At 65.7% G+C, this 22,855-nt stretch carries 13 protein-coding genes; 3 read left to right on the forward strand and 10 right to left on the reverse strand.

Going from position 1 to position 22,855, the window contains the following annotated elements:
* Window positions 1-172 precede the first annotated feature (172 nt).
* On the reverse strand, window positions 173-1,798 hold the full coding sequence (locus tag KF780_13275) for a carboxylesterase family protein (GenBank protein MBX3562770.1): 1,626 nt from the start codon (window positions 1,796-1,798) through the stop codon (window positions 173-175).
* Window positions 1,799-1,898: 100 nt separating this feature from the next.
* On the opposite strand from KF780_13275, the gene KF780_13280 reads away from it, so the two are divergent.
* A complete protein-coding gene (locus KF780_13280) occupies window positions 1,899-3,200 on the forward strand; it encodes a hypothetical protein (GenBank protein ID MBX3562771.1) in 1,302 nt (433 codons plus the stop codon).
* Between the two features lie 2 nt (window positions 3,201-3,202).
* Here the strand turns inward: KF780_13280 and KF780_13285 are convergent, their stop codons facing one another.
* The 9 genes from KF780_13285 to gltB form a co-directional block, all read right to left on the reverse strand.
* Window positions 3,203-4,867 carry an MFS transporter gene (locus KF780_13285; GenBank protein MBX3562772.1) on the reverse strand — a complete coding sequence of 555 codons (1,665 nt, stop codon included), beginning with the start codon at window positions 4,865-4,867 and terminating at the stop codon, window positions 3,203-3,205.
* 57 nt (window positions 4,868-4,924) lie between these two features.
* Complete coding sequence (locus KF780_13290; GenBank protein MBX3562773.1) at window positions 4,925-5,839, reverse strand: SDR family NAD(P)-dependent oxidoreductase; 915 nt, start codon at window positions 5,837-5,839, stop codon at window positions 4,925-4,927.
* 68 nt (window positions 5,840-5,907) lie between these two features.
* A complete protein-coding gene (locus KF780_13295) occupies window positions 5,908-6,639 on the reverse strand; it encodes a TetR family transcriptional regulator (protein MBX3562774.1) in 732 nt (243 codons plus the stop codon).
* A complete protein-coding gene (locus tag KF780_13300) occupies window positions 6,636-8,222 on the reverse strand; it encodes an AMP-binding protein (protein MBX3562775.1) in 1,587 nt (528 codons plus the stop codon). Before KF780_13300 ends, KF780_13295 begins: the two co-directional genes overlap by 4 nt.
* Window positions 8,219-9,856, reverse strand: a complete 1,638-nt coding sequence (locus KF780_13305; GenBank protein MBX3562776.1) for a carboxylesterase family protein — start codon at window positions 9,854-9,856, stop codon at window positions 8,219-8,221. Before KF780_13305 ends, KF780_13300 begins: the two co-directional genes overlap by 4 nt.
* Window positions 9,857-9,877: 21 nt before the next feature.
* Window positions 9,878-12,181 (reverse strand): TonB-dependent receptor, encoded by a 2,304-nt coding sequence (locus KF780_13310; protein ID MBX3562777.1) that lies wholly within the window; start codon window positions 12,179-12,181, stop codon window positions 9,878-9,880.
* Window positions 12,182-12,335: 154 nt separating this feature from the next.
* A complete protein-coding gene (locus tag KF780_13315) occupies window positions 12,336-13,664 on the reverse strand; it encodes an MFS transporter (protein MBX3562778.1) in 1,329 nt (442 codons plus the stop codon).
* A 293-nt stretch (window positions 13,665-13,957) separates the two neighbouring features.
* Entirely contained in the window at window positions 13,958-15,346 is a 1,389-nt protein-coding gene (locus KF780_13320) for a glutamate synthase subunit beta (GenBank protein MBX3562779.1), read from the reverse strand.
* 1 nt (window position 15,347) lies between these two features.
* Complete coding sequence (gltB, locus tag KF780_13325) at window positions 15,348-19,766, reverse strand: glutamate synthase large subunit (protein MBX3562780.1); 4,419 nt, start codon at window positions 19,764-19,766, stop codon at window positions 15,348-15,350.
* 404 nt (window positions 19,767-20,170) lie between these two features.
* Between gltB and KF780_13330 the strand changes: the two genes are divergently transcribed.
* On the forward strand, window positions 20,171-21,283 hold the full coding sequence (locus KF780_13330) for a toll/interleukin-1 receptor domain-containing protein (protein ID MBX3562781.1): 1,113 nt from the start codon (window positions 20,171-20,173) through the stop codon (window positions 21,281-21,283).
* Window positions 21,284-22,387: 1,104 nt separating this feature from the next.
* Window positions 22,388-22,780, forward strand: a complete 393-nt coding sequence (locus KF780_13335) for a hypothetical protein (protein MBX3562782.1) — start codon at window positions 22,388-22,390, stop codon at window positions 22,778-22,780.
* Window positions 22,781-22,855 lie beyond the last annotated feature (75 nt).

Below are 22,855 nucleotides of genomic sequence, written 5' to 3' on the forward strand. Positions count from 1 at the left end.
GGCGCGAAAGCCGCCCTCCTTGCCGGCGGCCTTCTCCAGACGATCCCGATCATTGCGGCTATTGAGTACGGACCCTAAACGGCGACCGCCTCCGCCATCAGATGCTGGTGCACCGCCGCCGCGCAATCGCGGCCTTCGCGGATGGCGAGACCGGCCGGCAACCGCCGTCCGATTATCGTTGGTGCCCCGCCACGCCGATATTGCGGAACCACTCCTGATCCCCGCGGCGGCGCGCGGAGATCACGGCTTCATGCAATTCGAACATGCCGGGATAGATGTTTCGTTCCGCCGTGGGACTGTCCGCCAGACGCATATAGGCCTCCTCTTCCGAATAAGCCGGCCAGCGCGGCTGCCCCGCCACTTCCGGGACGCCATTGCGCGCGAAGCCGACCCAATAATCGATCATCGCCGCCGACAGGGCGATGTCCTCGGGATTGTCGAGCCCGGGCCAATTATCCGGCAGGACCGCGTCCGGGCCGACCTGCCCGAACAGATAGGGCAGTTCGGCGGCGTGGAAGGCGCACAGATCGCGCGCCCGGGATTCCGGATCGCACCGATCGAACAGATAGAGATAGGCGGGAACACCGGCGGCCGCATATCTTTGGACCAGATGCTCGCTCGACCATGCGAACACGGCATCGCGCAGCACCGCGAGCATGCTCTCGCGCATGTCGGACGCGGGATAGAGCGCGAGGAAGGCCGGGGCGAGATCGCCATAGTTCCGCGCGACCGCCGCCTCATAGGCCTGTGCGGTCTCGGGCATGGGCGGCAAGGGAATGAGGCCGGCGCGCATCTCGCCGCCGGTGAAGCCGGTGAGCAGCGGCACCCGCGCATATTCGCCCGCGTCGAACGCGTCGAGCAGCTGGCGGGGCAAGACCCAGCCGTCCATCATCGTGCGCGCATCGAAGCGCGCCCGGAATGCGGCGAGAGTCAGCGCCTCTGCATCCATCGCGCGCAGATCCGCCAGGTTCGTAGCGCCGATCTCGCGGGCGAGCGCCGTCCCGTTCTCTTCGCCGGAAGGCAGGCCGTAAGCCGCGCGCCGCAATTCCGGCATGTTGCGCAAATTGGTGCTCTGCGCGATCGCCTTGTGAAACAGGCCCTGCGCCGGCGGGCTGGCCAGCAAATGCGTCACGCTGAGCGCGCCGGCCGATTCCCCCATGATCGTGACATTGCCGGGATCGCCGCCGAACGCGGCGATATTGTCCCGCACCCAGCGCAAGGCGGCGATCTGGTCGAGCAGGCCGTAATTGCCGGCCGCGCCGTGGGGAGATTCGGCGCTGAGCTCCGGATGCGCGAGCCAGCCGAGCACACCGAGCCGATAATTGATCGAGACGAAAACGACCCCGCGCCGCGCGAGCGGGGCGCCGTCGTACAGCGGCTCCGCGCTGCCCCCGATGCGGAGCGAACCGCCGTGAATCCACACGATCACCGGCGCGCGCGCCGCGTCGGCCGGCGACCAGACGTTGAGCGAGAGGCAATCCTCGCTCATCGCCTCGATCCGGCTGTAATAGATGCTGGTCGGCGGCAGCGGCGGCTGGACGCAGCGCGGGCCGAAGGCGGCGGCGTCGCGCGTGCCGCTCCACCGCGCGGGCGGCTCCGGCGGGCGCCAGCGCCGGTCGCCGACCGGCGGCGCGGCATAGGGAATGTTCCTGAAGACGCGAAGGTCGCCGTCGAGCGTACCGCTGAGCCGGCCCTCGGCCACCGTCACGGCCGGCCGGTCCTCGGCCTGTGCGGCGGTGCCCAGGCCGGCCAGCAGCAAGCCGGCCAGCAGGCGCGCCAATCCCCTTATCCCACGCATCGACCCTCCACTCCGCGGCGCTTGTCAGCCGCTTGCCTTGAAAATACACTCACTCGTGTGTGAATATCAATAACAGCGCGCGGGAGAGAGGAGCATGACCATCGCGAACGCCACGAGGCGGCAGTTCCTGGCCGGCAGCACGGCATTGCCGCTGGCTGGCCTGGGTTTCCCCTCGGCGGGGCAGGCCTCGCCCTCCCATTCGGTGGCGGCCGACCTGCAACGCTATATTGGATTTGGCGGCAAGCAGTCCGGCGGCGCGGGCGACAATGCGTGCGGCGAATGGCTCGCGGAGGAGCTGGCGCGCGCCGGCTTCGCGGTCGAGCGGCAGAGCGTGGCGGTGCCCTTCTTCGCACCGGAGCGCTGCGCGCTGGTCTGCGGCGCGGCGCAAGCGGCGGTCTGGCCGCAGCCGATCGTGCGGCCGACGCCTGACGGGGGAATCGCGGCGCCACTGGTTCGCGTCGATGCCGACGGCCATGCCGCCGTGCCGCTCGACGGCGCCATCGCGCTCGTCGATCTGCCCTTCGGGCGCTGGTCCAGTGCCACCGCGCCCCGGCTCAAGCGGCCGATCGAAGCGGCGTTCGCAGCCGGCGCCGGCGCCGTCGTCGCGATCGTCAACGGCCCGACCGGCAAGGTGATCGCGCTCAACGCGGACGGCCGCGAGCCGATGTTCGCCGGACCGGTCGCTTTGCTCGCGCCGGAGGATGCGGCGCCGTTCCGTGCTGCCGCCGGACGCGGCGAGCGGGGGGTGCTGCACCTTACCGGCGAGGCCGGGCGGCGGCCGGGCTTCAACCTGATCGGCCGGATCGACCGGGGCGCGGCCCGCTGGCTGATCGTCTCGACGCCGCGCTCGGGCTGGTTCACCTGTGCCGGCGAGCGGGGCGGCGGGATCGCCGCCTGGCTCGATCTCGCGCGCTGGCTGCCCGGCGCGGCGCCGCGCTTCAACCTCGCCTTCATCTGCAACAGCGGTCACGAATATGAATATCTCGGCGCCGAGGAGATGCTGCGCGAGATCGCGCCGCGCCCCGCCGAGACCGCCTTCTGGCTTCATCTCGGCGCCAATGTCGCGGCGCGCGACTGGCATGAGGCGGTGGGCGGGATGCGACCGCTGCCCGGCACGGACAGCCAGCGTTACCTGGTGACGAGCCCGTCCCTGCTGCCCGTGGCGCGGCGCGAGTTCGCCGGCCTGGCGGGGCTCGAGGCGCCCTATGGCAGCGATGTGCTGTCGGCGGGCGAGCTCACCAACGTCATCGCGGCGGGCTATCCGCTGGTCGCCGGCGTGTTCGGCATCCACCGCTTCCACCATGTCGCGGACGACGACGAACGCTGCGTCGATGCCGGCGAAGTGGCCCGCGCCACCGCCGCCTTCCGCCGGCTGGTCGCGCATGTGGTGGCGACCGTCTGAGCTTATTCGTCGATATTGCGGCGGAAGGTTTCGGGCAGGAAGATGAGGCCGACGATCACAGTCATCGCCGCGACCAGGACCGGATACCAGAGCCCGTAATAGATGTTGCCGGTCGCCGCGACCATCGCGAAGGCGACGGTGGGGAGAAAGCCGCCGAACCAGCCATTGCCGATATGGTAGGGCAAGGACATGGAAGTGTAGCGGATGCGCGCCGGGAAGAGCTCGACCAGCATCGCGGCGAGGGGCGCATAGGCCGACGTGACCAGCAGCATGATCATCACGATGACCGCGATCACCAGCGGCCGGTTCACCCGCTCCGGATCGGCGCGGGCGGGATAACCCGCCTCGGCCAGCACGGCGCCGACCTCGGCGCGAAACGCATCGATCGCGGCCGCGCGCGCCTCGCCCGTCACCCGGGCCGGATCCGGCGCGGCGATCGCGGTGCCGGCGACGCGAACCTCGGCCACGGTGCCGGCCGGCGCGGCGACATTGGTGTAATTGACGCCGCTGCGCGCCAGGTAGGCCTTGGCGATGTCGCAGCTCGTCGTGTCGAACGTGTTCTTGCCGATCGGATCGAACTGGAAGGAACATTCCCGCGCCGGCGCGACGACGGTGACCGGCGCGCGCTCGACCGCTTCGGCCAGCGCCGGATTGGCCGCATGGGTCAGCAGCTGGAAGAGCGGGAAGAGCGTGAAGGTCGCGATTGCGCAGCTCGTCAGGATGATCTTCTTGCGGCCGATCCTGTCGCTCAGCCAGCCGAAAAACACGTAGGTCGGCGTGCTGATGACGAGCGCGATGACGAGCAGGATATTGGCCGTGCCGGAATCAATCCGGGCGATCCGCTCCAGGTAGAAGAGTGTGTAGAACTGGCCGGTATAGCCGATCACCCCCTGCCCCGCGACGGCGCCGAACAGGGCGATCAGCACGAACTTCAAATTCCCCCAGCGCGCGAACGCCTCCCTGAGCGGCGCCTTCGAGGTCGTGCCCTCCTCCTTCATCTTCTGGAAGACCGGGCTTTCGGCGAGCTGGAGGCGGATCCACAGCGAGATGGCGAGCAGCAGGATCGAGACCAGGAAAGGCACGCGCCAGCCCCAGTCCGCGAACGCCTCCTCGCCGAGCAGCCAGCGCAGCCCGATCACCAGCAGCAAAGCGGTGAACAGCCCGATCGTCGCCGTGGTCTGGATGAAGCTGGTGAAGAAGCCGCGTTTCCCCTGCGGCGCATGTTCGGCGACATAGGTGACGGCGCCGCCATATTCGCCGCCGACGGCGAGCCCCTGCAGCAGCCGCAGGAAGACCAGGATGATCGGCGCGGCGATACCGATCGAAGCGTAATTGGGCAGAAAGCCGACCGCGAAGGTCGACAGGCCCATCAGCGTCATGGTGACGAGGAAAGTATATTTGCGCCCCACCAGATCGCCCAGCCGGCCGAAGACCAGCGAGCCGAACGGCCGGACCGCGAACCCCGCCGCGAACGCGCCGAGCGCCAGGATGAAGGCGGTGGTTTCGTTGACGCCGGAGAAGAACTGGGCGGAGATATAGGTGGCGAGCAAGCCGTAAAGGTAGAAATCATACCATTCGAACGCCGTCCCGAGCGACGAGGCCAGAATGACCTTCTTCTCGGTGCGCGTCGGCGCGTGATGCTTCGGTAGCGTGTCTTCGTTCGCCATTCCGTCCTCCCCCGAAAGGCCGCCCTGTTCGCCGGGCGGTCCTTTCCAACCCTCCCGCTAGCGCGCCGCCATCAGGGCCTCCCCGAAGCCGGCATTGGCCAGCTCGCGCTCGGCCTGCGTGAAACCGTAAGCCGGCACGATCTCGTTCGCCCGGTCGCCGATCTCGTCCCAGGTCTCGATCACCCGGTCGGCCGCTTCCGCGCCGCCGCCGACATGGTGGCCGTCGGTCAGCGTCACGAAGGCGCGGGCGAAATGGCCGGCGCCGGCGCACAGGATCGCGCGGGTCGGCGCCTCTTCGGCGACCAGCGCGAGCAGACCCGGGCTGACCAGAGCGGGATCCAGCTTCGCCAGCGCCTCGGGTGCCATCAAGCCGCCGGTCATCTGCGTGGCGGCCGTTGGGGCGAGACAGTTCACCCGGATATTGTAGCGTTCGCCTTCCAGCGCCAGCGTCTGCATCAGGCCGACCAGCGCCATCTTCGCCGCGCCGTAATTGGCCTGGCCGAAATTGCCGTAGAGACCGGACGATGAGGTGGTCATCACGATACGGCCGAACTGCTGCGCGCGCATCGCTTCCCACACCGCCTTGGCGCAGATCGCCGCGCCCATCAGGTGCACGTCCACGACCAGCCGGAAATCGTCGAGTGTCATCTTGGCGAAGCTCTTGTCACGCAGGATACCCGCATTGTTGACCAGGATATCGATCCGGCCCCAGGCAGAGATCGTCCACTCCGCCATCGCGGCGATCGACTCCGCATCGGTGACCGAGGCGGGCATGCCGACCGCCTCGCCGCCGGCGCGCTGGATTTCCTCCGCGACCGCCTGGGCATTGGCGGCATCGAGATCGTTCACCACTACCTTCGCGCCGCGCGCTGCCAGCAGCAGCGCATGGCAGCGGCCCAGCCCACCGCCGGCGCCCGTGACGATCGCCACCCGTCCGTCCAGCCTTGTCGCTTCGTTTCGATTTTCCAGCATCAGCTTCACTATCCCGATAGTTAATTATTTAGCTGGCGACACCCGCGGCAGGGATTGTCGCCTTGCTTTCACCGCGATTTGCAGATTGTGCGGAAGCCCGCCGCCATGAATTTCGCCATTCGCTTCTTCACGGCGCTATAATCGTCCGACCGGCACAAGCCGCCAGACAGCTTGTCGATACGGCCGGTGCGAGCCAGGGTCAGCATCAGCGCGCCGGTGACGAAATGATAGCCCCAGAAAATGTCTTCCTCGGAAGCTTCCGGTAGCGCCTTCCTGAGGATTTCGATCAGCCGCAGGACGACGGGATCGAAATATTTGTCCATGAATTCCGCGCCTTCGGGGCTGTTCGAGGCGCGGGCGCCGAACGCGCCGTAATTCTTCCACCCTTCGCCGCCCTGAATGTAGAGGTCGAGATCGGTGTCGAGAAAGGCGTGCAGCGCGCCCTCAACGGTGGGCTTGCCCCCAGTGGCGGCGTCATATTCGTCGAGCGCTTTCATCCGCAGGTCGATGGTGACCTTGGCGCGCCGGGCGAAAACGGCTTCGAACAGGGTCCGCTTGTCGTCGAAATAATAGTTCACGAGCGTGTGGTGGACGCCGACCTGCTTGGCGACGTCCTTGAGAGTGACGCCGTGAAAACCGTGCGTAGAGAACAAATATTCGGCCGTATCGAGGATCTGTTCGGTCGTCTCGGCGCGCCGCTCGGCCTTTGTGGGCCGCCTGCGCTGGCTGGCTGCTGACAAGACTCGCCCCTTCCGTTTCGGTGCCTCGGCGCGAACCGAAGGCGTACGCGCCTGATTCATGCTTGGCTATATTCCGCCCTGAGACGTATCTTGTCGATCTTGCCGGTAGAAGCCAGCGGCATGTTGGGAACCCGGACGATCGTTTCCGGCATCCACCAGGGCGCGACGCGACCGCGCAAGGCATCGATCAGGACGTCGTCGCCGATCGCAGCGCCATTGCGCATCTCGATCAGCAGGATCGGGCGTTCGCCCCATTTGGGATCGCTGCGGCCGATCACTGCGGCCAGCGACACCTCCGGCAGCGCCCCCACGATCGCTTCGATCTCGCTGGGGTTGATCCACTCGCCACCGGACTTGATCAGGTCCTTCGCGCGACCGGTGATCGTGACATTGCCGGCCTCGTCGATACGGGCAAGATCGCCGGTATCGAACCAGCCGTCCCGCGTCGCTGGCCGATCCTCCCCGAAATAATGATCGACCACGGTGGGGCCGCGCACATGCAGCCGCCCTTCGATATTGCGTTGCTCGCCGAGTTGTGCACCCTCTGCGTCCGCAAGCATCAGATCAATCCCGACCGCCGGACGTCCGGACTGCGATGCCAGACGATCCGGCGCGCCCGGCAGCGAGGCGGTTCCAAGCGGTGACAGCTCGGTCATGCCCCAGGTGGTCTGCACCTGGATGCCGCGATCCTCGATCCGCGCCATCAGTGCCGGCGGCATCGGCGCGCCGCCCACCATGATGCGGGCGAGCGACGGCAATTGCCGGCCGGTTTCGTCGAGATGGTCCATCAGGCCGAGCCAGACCGTGGGAACCCCCACGCCGATCGTCGCGCGCTCGGCCTCGATCAGATCGGCAAGACTGGCACCGTCCGCCTGCCGGCCGGGAAGGATGAGCTTGCCGCCGACCGCCGGCACCGAGAAAGGCAGGCCCCAGGCATTGGCATGGAACATCGGGACGACCGTCAACACCGAATCCCGGGATGTGAGCCCGGTCACGTCCGCCTGCAATTGTCGCAGCGTGTGCAGATAATTGCCGCGATGCGTATAGGTGACGCCCTTGGGCGAGCCGGTCGTTCCGGACGTGAAGCACAGGCCGCACGGCGCAGTTTCGTCAAAACCGCCCCATTCGATCTCGTCGGGATCGCCGGCGATCGCATTCTCGATCGCGACGACCGTCCGCCCTTCCGCATGGGCCGCCATGGCATCGGCCGGCCCGTCGATGACGATGATCTGCGCGATCGAAGGCGCGCCGGCCAGCATCTCGCTCGCCAGCACGGCCAGATCGGCGCTGACGATCAATATCCGCGCTTCGGACTGCCGCACCATGGCCGCGCTTTGCTCGCCGAGCAGACGCGGGTTGAGCGTATGGCAGACGGCGCCCATGCCCATGATGGCGTACCAGGCCTCAAGATGCGCCTGCGTGTTCCAGGCCAGCGTCGCCACGCGATCCCCGCGAGACAGGCCCCGTCGCGCAAGCGCGGCCGAGACATGCCGGGCGCGTTCAAGCAGGGCCGGATAGGTGATCCGGTCGATCGCGCCGTCGCTTCGGGCTGTGACAACTTCACTGCGGGGGTGCCATTTGGCGGCGTGGAGCAGGAACTTGTCGACCGTCAGAGCGAAGGGCTGCATCGTGCCGTCCGTCATCGGCACCCCGGCGCCTGCGGCGGCATGGAGGGGGCGATGACGCCGACATTCCAGGTCCAGCCGATGCCGGCCGCTCGGCGGCGGCAGACGACCTCTTCATGCAGCTCATAATGACCGGGGAGGAGATCATTCCCCGCCCGCGGCGTTCCGGCGAAGCGCATATAGGCCTGATCCTCGCCATAGGGATGCCACATGGGCTGCCCCTCGGCGGCCGGCCGGCCGCTCCGCGCGAAAGAGGCCCAATAGCCCATGATCGCCTGTTCAAGCGCGCGTTCAGCAGGCGTGTCGGGAATAGCGGGCCAGCCCGGCGCAGTCAGCCGGGTCGTGCCGAAGGCATATGGGATTTCCATCGCGTGGAAGGCGTGGAGATTGGCGGCTTCGGTCGCGAGCGTGCCATGATCGAAATAATAGAGGAAGGAGGACTGGCCGAGCGCGGTCTGCTTCGCCGCGAGCCGTTCCGCGGTCCAGCCGTACATCGCATCGCGCGTCGTCGCGAGCATGCTCTCTTCGAGATTGTCGGACGGGTAGAAACGCAGGGCGGCGTCGGCGAGATCGCCATAACCGTTGCGGACCGCTGCCACATAGGCCGCCGCATCGGCGGGCGGCGCCGGCGGCAGGAGGATGCGCAGCGAACGGATCTCGCCGTCGTTGAAACCGGCGAGAACCGGAACCGGCGCCTGTTCCCCTCGATCGAACGTGTCGACGAGCTGGCGGGGCAGAATCGCGCCATCGATCGTGCCCCAGGGGATGTAGCCGGCGGTGACGGCCGCTTCGGTCAGCTGCTGCGCGTCCATCGCGCGCAGGTCGGCAAGGCCGCCGGCGCCGACCTGACCCTGGAGCCAGATGCCGACCGCCTCTGCCGGCGGGGCACCGTAGCTGGGCGCGCGCAGCTCCGGGGTGGACAGCATATAGGCACTTTGCGCGATCGCCCGGTGGAACAGGCCGCGCGCACGGGGCGAGGCCATCAGATAGGTGACGCTGAGCGCCCCGGCGGATTCGCCGGAGATCGTGACCTGCGCAGGATCGCCGCCGAAGGACGCGATGTTGCGGTTGATCCAGCGCAAGGCGGCGATCTGGTCGAGTAGGCCGTAATTGCCGGATACGCGCTCGTCCGATTCCCCGCTGAGCTCGGGATGGGCGAGATAGCCGAGCACGCCGACGCGATAGTTGATCGACACGACCACAAGCCCCTGCCGGGCCAGTGCCGCGCCATCATACATCGCCAGCCGGCTCGCGCCCGAAGTCAGCGCGCCACCGTAAATCCAGACGAGCACCGGCGCATTCTCGGCATTTTCAGGCGCCCAGATGTTGAGCGTCAGGCAATCCTCGCTCGTCGGGCCGACATCGTCGGCATAGATGCTGGGCCCGCGCCGCGCGGGCTGGATGCACGACGCGCCGAAACTCGTCGCGTCGCGCACGCCTTCCCAGCGCGGCATTTCGGCCGGCGGACGCCAGCGCCGCTCCCCGACGGGAGGCTGCGCAAAGGGCAATCCCCTGAAGACGCGGATGCCGTCCTCGACCGTGCCGCGCGCCGCGCCGGCCGGGGCTTGCGCCACCGCCGGTTCATGCGCCGCGGCCGGAACCGCAAGACAACTCATCAGTGCCAGGATTACGCTTCGCACAAACAGGGGCATCGGTCGTTTCCCGCCTTTCGACTAGAACTGATAACCGGCGCGGATGCCGATCGTGCGAGGGCGCATCCTGGCATAACGGCCATCGAGAAACGCCTCGGGATGGACGTAGGTGACCTTATCCTCGTCGAAGACATTTTCCATATAGGCCGTGAGATTCAGCCGGCCGATCGTGGTGCCGGCATAGAGGTTCACGTTTGTCCAGGCTTCGGTGTAATCGAAGGTCGGACTCGCCGCATTGGGATTGCCGGGGACGTTGGGGAACTGGTTCGGGAAGGACCCCACATGGGAGACGTTCACCGCGGCATAGGCGTTGGTGTCCGAACCCACCGCGAAATCGTAGCGCAGCGTGCCGGAGCCCTGGAACCGCGGCGAGGCGAGGCGCACGCCGAGAACGGCGCCGGAAATCGCCGCTTCGAGCGGGCTGAGCTCGGTCACCTTGGCCTCGTTGAACGATCCGTTGAGCGAAAGGCTCAGCCCCCGGAAGGGCCGGGCCATGATCTCGAACTCCAGACCGTAGCTTTCGGCCCCGCCGATATTGGTGGCGAACTGGATGGAGTCCGAAATGCGGTTCGCCTGGACCTGGATGTCCTGCCAGTCGATATAATAGGCAGCGATGTTGGCGGTGAGATTGCCGCCCAGCCAGCGACCTTTCACCCCGACCTCGTAATTGGTGACGCTGTCCGATCGCGCCCCGTCCGGGATCACGATATCGTTGGGATTGAGCGTGCTGACCAGGCCGGCGCGCGCGTTCACCACAGGCGTACGGAAGCCGGTGGAAATGGTCGCATAGGTGGTGACGTTCGGCGTCGGCCGCCACGACACGCTCACCTTGTACGACAGCCGGTCGTCCTCGACCCGCAGGCCGGTCGCGGCCGGGATCGGCACGACCGTAAGCGGAATGTTGGAAAAGCCGCCGAGCGCGACGGCCAGATAATTGCTGTTATAGCCGCCGGCGCGGGTGAAGGACTGAACCTCGGTCCGGCCATAACGCAGGCCGCCGGTGATCCAGAAATCGTCACTGAAGCGATAGGTGAGCTCGCCGAAGCCGGCGATTTCACTTTGGTCGGTATAGGAGTTGAAGCGCTGATAATATTCGTCCGGCAGCCCGGTCAGCCCGCGCGCGGCAAGGAATTCCGGCGACGAGCGGTAGGCGAAATCGACCGTGCGCCGCTTGGTGTAATAGAAGAAGCCGGCCACCCAGTCGACCGGGCCGCCATGGCTTGAGACGAGCCGCGATTCCTGGACGAACAGATCGTCGAAGCCGAAGGCGTCGAGCGCGAAGGGGATGAACTGGCCGAACGTGCCGGCGAGGTCGACGTAGAAGGATGCGTCATATTTCGACAAGGTCGTCGAGCTGATCAACTCGGCGAAGTCGAATTCGTAATTGACCGTCACATTGAAATTGGACAGCTCGCCCTGGAACAGGTCGGGCCGGTCGGACCGGCGCACGAAGGTTCCCAGCGCCGGATTGGTGAGCGCGGAATCCTCGGGCTTGCTGTGCTCGTAGGAGGCGAGCAGCCGGACCGTCATCCGGTCGCTGGGCCGCATCAGCAGGATTGCGCGGCCGCCATAGGCTTCCAGCGCGTTCGAATCCTCGATGCCGGTACCGATATTGTCGATCCAGCCGTCTTCGTTACGGTAATAGCCGACGATCCGCAGCGCCATTCCATCGTCGATGATCGGGACGTTGATCATGGCATTGTAGCGCTGGCGCAGGGAATCGGAGCCGGTCAGGCCGAAATCGACCTGCGCAGACGCCTCGAAGCGATTGAAATTCGGGCTGCGCGTCAGGATGCGCATGGCGCCGGCGAGCGAGTTCGATCCGAAAAGGGTCCCCTGCGGACCGCGCAGGAACTCGACCCGCTCCACGTCATAAAGGTTCGGATCGAGGATGGTCGAATTGCCGTTCGCCGAGATCGGCAGCTCGTCGATATAGATCGCGACCGCGCTTTGCAGTCCGGCGCTGTAGCCGTTGGTGTTGATGCCGCGGCTGGTGAAATTGTTGAAATTCTGGGTCGGCCGGTTGACGACGATGCCCGGCGTGTTCTGCGCCAGACCCTCATAGCCGACGATGCCGAGCTCGTTCAATTCTTCCTGGCTGAACGCCGTGACGCTGAGCGGGACGTCCTGCAGGCGCGCGGCACGGCGCGTGGCCGTGACGATGATCGCCTGGTCGTCCTCGGCCGACGCGGAACGTCCGGCCGCGGACCCGGTTTCGGTCTGGGCCGATTCGGCGCTGTCATATGATGGTTGCGCCCAGGCCGTGCCGGGCGTGAACATAACGGCGGCCGCCGCCGAAACGGATGCGAGAAGCCTGGCCTTCATGCAATTGTCCTCCCCTGTGGCAAGCGGGTCGTGCGCGCCCTCTTTTCCGGGTCTTTTTGTAGCGCACCGTGCCTGCCTGTCAATACTCACTATCGAGCGTGTGAATGACTTTGCGCATCACCGGGCGGCTGTTGTTGAGGTGAGCATCCGCCGATCAGCCTTGCGTTCGGGTGCCGGCCATCTCCCTGCCCAAGGCCCGCGCCAGCGCGAGGAAGAGCAGCACCGCCAGCGCGTAGAAAGGCACCAGCGTATAGAAGGCCATTTGCAGCGAATTGTCGGGATAGGCCGCGCGGAACCAGTCGCTCGCGAGGCCGACCCAGGTAGGCCCGAAGCCCAGGCCGATCAGGTTCATGACGAGCAGCAGCAACGCGCCGGCCAGCACCCGCTGATTGGGCCGTACCGATTCCTGGACGAGCGTGACCGCGGGCGAAAGATAGAAGTAATTGAGGCCGGTCGGCAGCGCGAGGAAGAGCAAGGCGATCTGCCAGGTCGGCGCCCAGACGAAACCGATGAAGAGCGGCACGGCGAGCACCAGCCCGACGGCCGGGATATAGGCATAGGCCCGCTTCGTTCGTGCCGTGAAGCGATCGGTCAGCCGGCCGGACACGTACATGCCGAGCGTGGTGAAGATGCCGATCAGCAAGGCGTACCAGATGGCGATTTCGTTCAGCGTCATCGCTTTTTCGCGCATCAGGAAGAGCGTGGTGAAGTTGAGCGAACCATAAGTGATGAACTGGGTGGCGCCGCAGGCGAGCGCGAGGAGGAGAAGCGTCGGCCGGGTGAAAAACATCCGACAGGTGTCCTTGAAACGCGCCGGCGGCTCGGCCGCGATAGGCGCACCGTCCGGTGCCACATCGAGCCCGCCCCGCTTCGGCTCGCGCACGACGAGCAACACGACCAGGGCGGCGATGATGCCGATCACGCCGATCGCGATGAAGGCATCGCGCCAGCTATAGGCGGCGGCGATCGACGCGCCGAAGGCGACGCCCAGCATCGCGCCGATCGGCGGTCCGAAATTGTAGAGGCCGAGCGCCGTGCCGCGCGTCCCTGGCGGAAAATAATCTGAGATGATCGCATAGGAGGGCGGCACGCCGCCCGCCTCGCCCAGGCCGACCGTCATTCGCGCCACCGCGAGCTCCGGATAGTTGCGCGCGAGCCCGCAGGCGACCGTCGCCGCGCTCCACAGGGCGCAGGCGAAGGAGACGACCTTCACCCGGTTGGTCCGATCGGCGAACCAGGCGACCGGGATCGAGACAACGCAGTAGAAGATCGCGAAATAGAGGCCGCTGATCAGGCCGATCTGCCCGTCCGTGATGCCGAGCTCGTCCTGGATCGGCTTGGCAAGGATCGACAGCAGCTGGCGGTCCAGGAAATTGAGCACATAGACGAAGCACAGAAGCGCGAGCACGACCCAGGCGCGCGCATCCGGCCGGACCACGGGCGCCCCCAGTGCTTCGTGAGATCGAGAGACGGCCTCCGTCATCTGCGGTCAGGCGCCAATTCGAACGATGTAGTGGCGCTCCGCCCTGGGCCTCTTGCCTTGGTACCACCCGGCGCGCTGGCCGAAGCCACGATCAACATCTCTGCCCGGATCGCCGACGCCATGCCAATTCCCTCTCCCAATAACACGATTGTATGCCTCGTGCCTTACCTGCAAAGTTGCACGGGGATATTGGGCAAGTCAACATTCACTATCACGTTTGTGAATGTTAGATTCCAGCCGGCCGACGGCTTCTCAAAGCGTCGCTTCCCAGCCTGTCGGCATGACCGCTTGGCTTATGGCGTCGCCTCCGCCACCAGGTGAGCGTGCACCGCCGCGGCGCAGTCGCGGCCTTCGCGGATGGCCCAGACGATGAGGCTCTGGCCGCGACGCATGTCGCCGCAGGCGAAGATGTTGGGGCGCGACGTGTCGTAGCGGCCGGGGGCGGTGGCGATCGCGTCGCGGGGGGTCAGTTCGACGCCCGCTTTGCCCGCGACGCCGTCCAGCGGCGTGCCGGTGAAGCCCATCGCGAGGAGGACGAGATCGGCCTTGAGCACGATCTCCTTGTCCGCCTGCGCGCAGACCAAAGCGGTGACGCGGCCGTCCTGGCCTTCGAGGCGGGAGGTGGTGACGGAGAATTCGCGTTCCGCGCCTTCCTCCTGCGAGGAGGAGGTGCGCAGCTTCATCGGCCAGAGCGGCCAGGTGAGCGCCTTGTTCTCGTGGGCCGGGGGCTCGGGCAGGATTTCGAGCTGGGTGACGCTGGCCGCGCCCTGGCGGTTGGCGGTGCCGATGCAGTCGGAGCCGGTGTCGCCGCCGCCGATCACGATCACATGCCTGCCCGTCGCCAGGATCGGCGCGTTCGCCTCCGGCAGGCCGGCGACGCGCCGGTTGGCCTGCGTCAGATAGTCCATCGCGAAATGGACGCCGTCCAGCGCGCGGCCCGGCACGGGGAGGTCGCGGGGCTGCTCGGCGCCGCCGGCGAGGACGAGCACGTCATAATCGTCCATCAGCCGATCGACCGAGACGGTGACGCCGACCTCGATATTGGTGCGGAAGATGACGCCCTCTACCTCCATCTGGGCGACGCGCCGGTCGATCAGGTCCTTTTCGAGCTTGAAGTCGGGAATGCCGTAGCGGAGCAGGCCGCCCGCCTTGTCGGCCTTTTCGAACACGGTCGGCGAATGGCCGGCGCGGGCGAGTTGCTGCGCGCAGGCGAGGCCGGCCGGGCCGGAGCCGACGATGGCGATGCGCTTGCCGGTGCCGCGATCGGCGTTGCGGGGCGTGACCCACCCCTCCCGCCAGCCGCGATCGACGATCTCGCACTCGATCGTCTTGATGGTGACGGGCGTGTCCTGAAGGTTGAGCGTGCAGGCCGCCTCGCACGGAGCGGGACAGACGCGGCCGGTGAATTCGGGGAAATTGTTGGTCGCGTGGAGGCGGTCGAGGGCCGCGCGCCACTGGTCGCGGCCGACCAGATCGTTCCAGTCGGGGATGAAATTGCTGACCGGGCAGCCGGTGTGGCAGAAGGGCACGCCGCAATCCATGCAGCGCTCGGCCTGCCGGACGATGCCGTCGCCGGGCAGCGGTTCGACGAACTCGCGCCAGTGGGCAAGGCGCTCCGCGACGGGGCGGTAGGCGCGGTCCTTGCGTTCGATCTCGAGGAAGCCGGTGGGGTTGGTGGTCATCTCAGGCGGCCTCCGCCTTCAGGCCGGCGAGGGCGCGGCGATATTCGACCGGCATCACCTGGACGAACCGGGCAAGCGCGGCCGGCCAGTCGGCGAGCAGTTCGGCGGCGCGCTTGCTGCCGGTGAGCTTGCGGTGGTTTTCGACCAAGGCGCGCAGGCGATCGGCATCCTCGACCGCCTCCAGCTCGACGCCGGCGCGGTTGCAGCTTCCTTCCAGCTCGGCCTGCGGATCCCAGACCCAGGCGATGCCGCCCGACATGCCGGCGGCGAAATTGCGGCCCACGGGGCCGAGCACGACGACCAGACCGCCCGTCATATATTCGCAGCCATGATCGCCGGTGCCCTCGACCACCGCGACCGCGCCGGAATTGCGCACCGCGAAACGCTCGCCCGCGACGCCGGAGAAATAGGCCTCGCCCTCGATCGCGCCGTAGAGGCAGGTGTTGCCGACGACGATGTTGGCGGCGGCCTCGCGCGGCGCGGCCTCGGGCGGGCGGACGATCAGGCGACCGCCGCTGAGGCCCTTGCCGACATAATCGTTGCCGTCGCCGATCAGCTCCAGCGTCACGCCGCGCGCGAGGAAGGCGCCGAAGCTCTGGCCCGCCGTGCCGGTGAGCAGGGCGTGAAGGCTGCCTTCGGGCAGGCCGGCATGGCCGTGCCGCCGGGCGATCTCGCCGGAGACGAAGGCGCCGACCGAACGGTCGATATTGGTCACGTCCATCTCGATCCGCGCCGGCATCGGGCGGTCGAGCAATTCGACCATGCGCGCGTCGAGCCTGGCGACCGGCGCGTGGGGGATCGGCGCGTCGTTGCGGCGCGCATCGCCCTCGGCGACGTGGAGCAGCCGGCCGAGCTCGACGCCCTGCGCCTTCCAGTGCGCCTCGGCCGACGCGGCGTCGAGCAGGTCGGCGCGGCCGATCATTTCGTCGAGGCTCCTGAGGCCGAGCGCGGCCATGATCCCGCGCAGCTCCTCGGCGACGTAGAAGAAATAATTGACGACATGCCCGGGCTGGCCGGTGAAGCGGGCGCGCAGCACCGGGTCCTGCGTCGCGATGCCGACCGGGCAGGTGTTGAGATGGCATTTGCGCATCATCACGCAGCCCGACGCGATCAAGGGCGCGGTGGCGAAGCCGAACTCGTCGGCGCCGAGCAAGGCGGCGACGGCGACGTCCCGACCGGTGCGCAGGCCGCCGTCCGCCTGCACGCAGATGCGCCCGCGCAGGCCGTTGCGGACCAAAGTCTGCTGGGTCTCGGCGAGGCCGATCTCCCAGGGAAGGCCGGCATGGGTCAGCGAGGTGAGCGGCGAGGCGCCGGTGCCGCCCTCATAGCCCGAAATGGTGACATGATCGGCGAGGCACTTGGCGACGCCGGCCGCGACCGTGCCGACGCCGACCTCGCTGACCAGCTTCACCGAGATGCGCGCCGGCGGATTGACCGAGCGCAGATCGTGGATGAGCTGGGCCAGATCCTCGATCGAATAGATGTCGTGATGCGGCGGCGGCGAGATCAGGCCGACGCCGGGCGTGGAATGGCGGACGCTGGCAATATGCCTGTCGACCTTGTGGCCTGGCAGTTGTCCCCCCTCGCCCGGCTTGGCGCCCTGCGCGACCTTGATCTGGATGTCGTCGGCATTGACCAGATATTCGGCGGTGACGCCGAACCGGCCCGAGGCGACCTGCTTGATCGCCGAGCGTTCGGCGGTGCCGAAACGCTCCGGCTCCTCGCCGCCCTCGCCGGTGTTGGACTTGCCGCCGATCCGGTTCATCGCGATGGCGAGATTGGTGTGCGCCTCGCGGCTGATCGAGCCGAAGCTCATCGCGCCGGTGGCGAAACGCTTCACGATCTCGCTGGCGGGCTCGACCTCGTCGAGCGGGACGGCCGGGCCGGCGGGGCGGAAATCGAGCAGGCCGCGCAGGGTGAGCAGTCGGCGGTCCCGCGCGTTGATCTCCGCTGCGAAGGCCCGGTACTTGTCCGGCAGGTTGCCGCGCACCGCGTGCTGGAGGTTCGCGATGCTGTCGAACGTCCAGGCATGCGCCTCGCCGCCGGCGCGCTGGCCGTAGAGGCCGCCCATGTCAAGCAGCGTGTCCTCATCGCCCCAGGCGAGGCGGTGGCGGCGCGCCGTCTCCTCGGCGAGGCCGGCGAGGCCGATGCCTTCCACCGTCGTCGCGGTGCCGGTGAAATAGCGGTCGACCAACGGCTGGGCGAGGCCGATCGAATCGAAGATCTGCGCGCCGCAATAGGACTGGAAGGTCGAGATGCCCATCTTGGACATCACCTTCAGCATGCCCTTGCCGAGCGCCTTGATGTAATTGGCCCGCGCTTTCTCCGGCGGCAGCGCGATCCGGCCGCGCGCGCAGAGGTCGTCGATCGTGTCGAAGGCGAGCCAGGGATTGACCGCCTCCGCGCCATAGCCGGCGAGGACGCACATATGATGGACCTCGCGCGCCTCGCCGGTCTCGACGACGAGGCCGGTCTGCATCCGGAGGCCCTGGCGGATCAGGTGATGATGGACCGCGCCGGTGGCGAGCGCCGCCGGGATCGGGATGCGCTCCGCGCTCGCGGCGCGATCGGAGAGGATCAGCATGTTGATGTCGGCGAGCACCGCTTCGGTCGCTTCCCAGCAGAGCCGTTGCAGCGCGGCTTCGAGCGACTGGACGTCCCCGCCTTTCGGCCAGGTGGCGTCGAGCGTCTGGGTGCGGAAGGCACCGTCCAGCGTCTCGTGGATCGAGCGGATCTTCTCCAGATCCTCGTTGGTGAGGATCGGCTGCGCCGCCTCGAGGCGCTTGTGCGAGCCGGCCTGGTGGCCGAGCAGGTTGGGGCGCGGGCCGATCATGGTGACGAGGCTCATCACGAGGCTCTCGCGGATCGGGTCGATCGGCGGGTTCGTCACCTGCGCGAAATTCTGTTTGAAATAGTCGTAGAGCAAACGCGGCTTGTCCGAGAGCACGGCGGGCGGCGTGTCCGTTCCCATCGATCCGACCGGATCGTCCGCCAGCGCGCCCATCGGCGCGAGGAAGAATTTCAAATCCTCCTCGGTATAGCCGAAACCCATCTGGGTGCGGCGAAACACATTGTCGTCCGGCGGGCGGCGGATCGGGTTGCAGCCGGGCGGCAGGTCGCGGACGTCGAACTGGGTCGCGGCCAGCCAGTCGCCATAGGGCTCCTCGTCGGCCAGCTTCGCCTTGACCTCCGCGTCCTCGACGATCCGGCCTTCCTCCAGGTCGATGAGCAGCATCTTGCCGGGCTGGAGCCGCCACTTGCGGACGATCTTCTCCTCCGGGATCGGCAGCACGCCGGATTCGGAGGCCATGACGACGAGGTCGTCGTCGGTGACGACGAAGCGCGCCGGGCGTAGGCCGTTGCGGTCCAGCGTGGCGCCGATCTGGCGCCCGTCGGTGAAGGCGATGGCGGCGGGGCCGTCCCACGGCTCCATCAGGGCGGCATGATATTCGTAGAAGGCGCGGCGCTTCGGCTCCATCCGCGCGTCGCCCGACCAGGCCTCCGGGATGAGCAGCATCATCGCGTGCGGCAGCGAATAGCCGCCGGCGATCAGCAGCTCGAGCGCGTTGTCGAGGCAGGCGGTGTCCGACTGGCCGTGCGGGATGATCGGCCACATCTTGTCGAGATCGGCGCCGAGCAAAGGCGATTCGAGCGTGCGACGGCGCGCGTTCATCCAGTTCACGTTGCCGCGCACCGTGTTGATCTCGCCGTTGTGCGCAATGAGGCGGTAGGGATGCGCGAGCCGCCAGGACGGGAAGGTGTTGGTCGAGAAGCGCTGATGCACCATGGCCAGCGCCGACACTGTCAGCGGATTGCCAAGGTCGGTGTAGAAACCGCCCACCTGGTTCGCGAGCAGCATACCCTTGTAGACGAGCGTCCGGCTGGAGAAGGACGCGATGTAGAAATCCGGCAGGCCGGGCAGATCGCGCTTCAGCGCTTCGGCCTCCAGTGGATTGAGAGTCTGCTTGCGGATCGCGAGCAGCTTGCGCTCGAACGCGTCCTGGTCCCGGACATTCGGCCCGCGCGCCACGACCGCCTGGGCGATGACCGGCATCGATTCAAGCACCGCCGCGCCCAGTCCGGCCGTATCGACAGGCACGTCGCGCCAGCCGACCAGCACCTGCCCCTCGATCCGGATAAACCGCTCGAACCGCTCGACCGCCGCCTGCCGGCTCGCCGCATCGCGGGGCAGGAAGCACATCGCCACGGCATAATCGCCTCTTGCGGGCAGGCTGAGCCGCGCTTTTTCCGCCCAGTCTCGGAACAGGGCGTCGGGGATCTGGATCAGGCAGCCGGCGCCGTCGCCCATCAGCGGATCGGCGCCGACGCCGCCGCGATGATCGAGATTGGCGAGAATGTGGAGGCCCTGCGCGATGATCGCGTTGGAGCTCATGTTCCTTACATGCGCGACGAAGCCCATCCCGCACGAGTCATGCTCGTTGCGGGGGTCATACAGACCCTGCGATGCCGGCGCCGTCGCCAATCCTGGCTCTCCCCGTCCAGCGAAACGTCTCCGCTTGTTGCGCTGCAACAGACTGTCGCAGGGGATGCGGAAGTGCAAGCCCCACCATAATCAGAGCAAGAATCCTCCAAAACGCTGCATGGAACTGGTGTTTTCATGCACAATGTGGAGATTTCGCGCGCCTAATGGCCTGTCCGGAAGGGAATGTCGGCATTTTCACGTGATTGTCCGGGCGGAACCTAGGCACCTATCGGATCGATGCCAAAGCGTCTAAATGATAATTGTGGTGCATTGTTGGGTGACAGGGGGAATGACATTGGACCGCGCGGGTAGGGCTGTCGTGGCGGGATTAGCACACGACCATGACTGAAATGCGCCTACCTCCCGTCGGTTTCTGGAGCTATGCGCGCCAGGACAACGATCTATCGAACGGCAAGCTGAGCAGCCTGCGTATCTTGCTCGTGTCCGAACTGCAGCAGCAATATGGACGGGAGCAGATTCGGCTGTTCCAAGATATCACCACGATTCCGATCGGCGCGGACTGGGAAAGCGAGATTTCGGGCTATTTGAGGGACGCAACCTTTTTCATCCCGATCATCACGCCAAACTTTATTCAGAGCGAATGGTGCTGCCGCGAGGTGTCGATTTTTCTCGATCGCCAGGCAGGGCTGTTCGTAACTTATCCGGACCTCCCACGACGAAGTCGTATCTTTCCTTTATATCTTATCGATATCGAGGGAGTGGACGCATTTGATCCGAATGCCCTTGCGACCCTTAAAACATTGCAATGGTTCGACTTCCGACACTTGCGGCACAGCAACTACGAGAGCGAGGCAGCTCGCAAGGCTTTGTCCGAACTCGCCGCGAGCATGCGCACCTTGCTCCAGATGAGGATCACCACTGCGCCGCATACCGAGAAACCCGCTGCGCCGAGCGCGAAATCCGCGCCCGCCGCAGCGCGCGCTTCCGCCTCGGAATCGGCCACCGCTACAATCGGCGCGCCGCAAGCCAAAGCCATGGCGAGGACGCAGGAAAAGGGGTCGAGTCTATTTGGACGATGGACTGGATGGACGACCGAACACAGAAATCGGCTGTTGCTTGCGCTTCCAGGGCTTGCTGCATTGATCCTGATTTGGCTGCTGGTGCGATCGGGGGGAGGTGACGCTGATACCACGCCGGAAGCCTCAATCGCCGAGACGGCGACGCCCATCAAATCTACAGTCGAGCGCGTCGAACCGCAAAACTGGCTTTACGGCCGATGGGGGATTAACGGCAACTGCTCGTCCCCAATGGTGATTTCCGGCGCTCCGGGCCGGCTCGTGATCGAGTTTGGGGGGAACCGCCATGAACGCTCGACTAGGGGAGCCTCGGCTGCCTGGGTAGTAACGGATGGAGGAACCTACACGCGCATAGGCACCGTCGTCAGAGCCCGCGAGCAGGATATCGACTACGAGATGACCCGATGCCCAAATTGAAGATCGCAGTCATACTCTCGTGCCTTGTAGCGACCGCGCTCGCCGCGCCGGAGGCCGTACTCAGCCAGACCAGCTTGCTTGCCTGCGACATACAGTGGCAGCGGGCCGGATCAGGTAGGCCGAGCCAACGGATCGCTCAGTATCGCCGGTTCATCGCTTCTTGCCCGCAGGATTCGCGGGTCGGAGAAGCGCGAGCGCGAATTGCACAATTGGAGCGGTCGGCGACATCGACGTCGCCACGGCGGGAACGACAGACAACCGCCCCTCCAACAGGACACCCTGCCCAAACAATTTCTACCGCTCGAGCCGCCCTGGAAAGCACGCAAGAGAGGCAATGGACAATTTCCGAACCAAACAACGATGAATATTCCTATCACATGGGCCTAGTTCAGAGAACTTTACTGAGCAGGGCATCTTTTCCCGCGTTTGTTGCGCTCGCAGAAACCAACGATTCACGGGCACAATGGGTGGTGGGCTTCTGCTATGCGTATTGCACGAATGAAATACGAGGCGGTTCCCCAGATAGCGCACAAGCCGAAGCCTGGCTTCGTAGGTCAGCCGATCAGGGCTTTCTGCTGGCTCGAATCTATCTCGGCCATTTTTATAGCGGTTGGCTTAGAGGTCGGCGTGCCGCAGAAAGAGCGAACTTCACACAGGCACTAGCCGAATATACTCAGGCGACAGAGCAAGGCTCTGGATGGGCTGCATGGGAAATTTCTCATTTGTACTTTTCGCGACAGATGGGAGATAGCAATTGGGATGTGCAGAGATATGATATGGAACGCCTTAGATGGATACGCCGCGCGGCAGATTTGGGGTATCCGTTAGCACAATATTCCTTGGGTAGAGACCATCTTTATTGCGGACGTCCGGAACTTGGAGTCAGACGAGACCGAGCGGAAGCTATACGACTGATAACGCGAGCGGCTGAAACCGGTGTGAGGGCCGCGCATGCAGCACTTGAGGGGATAAGAAATGGAACAGATCGTTACTTTTGCGATTGATTGCAATGAATGATTAGTGTGAGATTCAGATACGCCAATATTTGGTCTTAACCGCGCCGTTCAAATCTATATCCATAGTCAATGTCAGAGAGCTTGGCACATGATCGATATCTTCATCGGTACCTTAGTGGCCGCTACCAACAATGATTACAGCCAAACGTGGAATCGGGTATCCGAATCATATGTTGCCTGGACCGAGTGTGTCGTTCGGGGAGTTGGCGATCAATCTCCTGCGGAAAATGTCCAGACACAAGGAGAAGGAATTGTCCGATCCTGCGAGGCAGAACAGCTAAATTACAGATCATCCTACTCCGCTCTCATTGCTCTCGATGCAAGATTCTCAGAAGATGTTGAATTTAATAAAGAGGAAGATGGCTGCCGGCGCGTAATAACCAGAAGTTGCATTGTTGATGAAATGGTTGAACTCGTCAGACATGGTATGGTAAGACGTGCGGAGGCAAACATCATAGCCAATGCCACCGGGTATCGATGATTCACTACTGGTCCACCACACATCCGCATCGCCGTCGGCACTTGGGTGTGGACCCGCGCTACATCGTTCAAGCCT

The organism is Sphingomonas sp., assembly GCA_019635535.1.
Lineage (GTDB): Bacteria > Pseudomonadota > Alphaproteobacteria > Sphingomonadales > Sphingomonadaceae > Allosphingosinicella.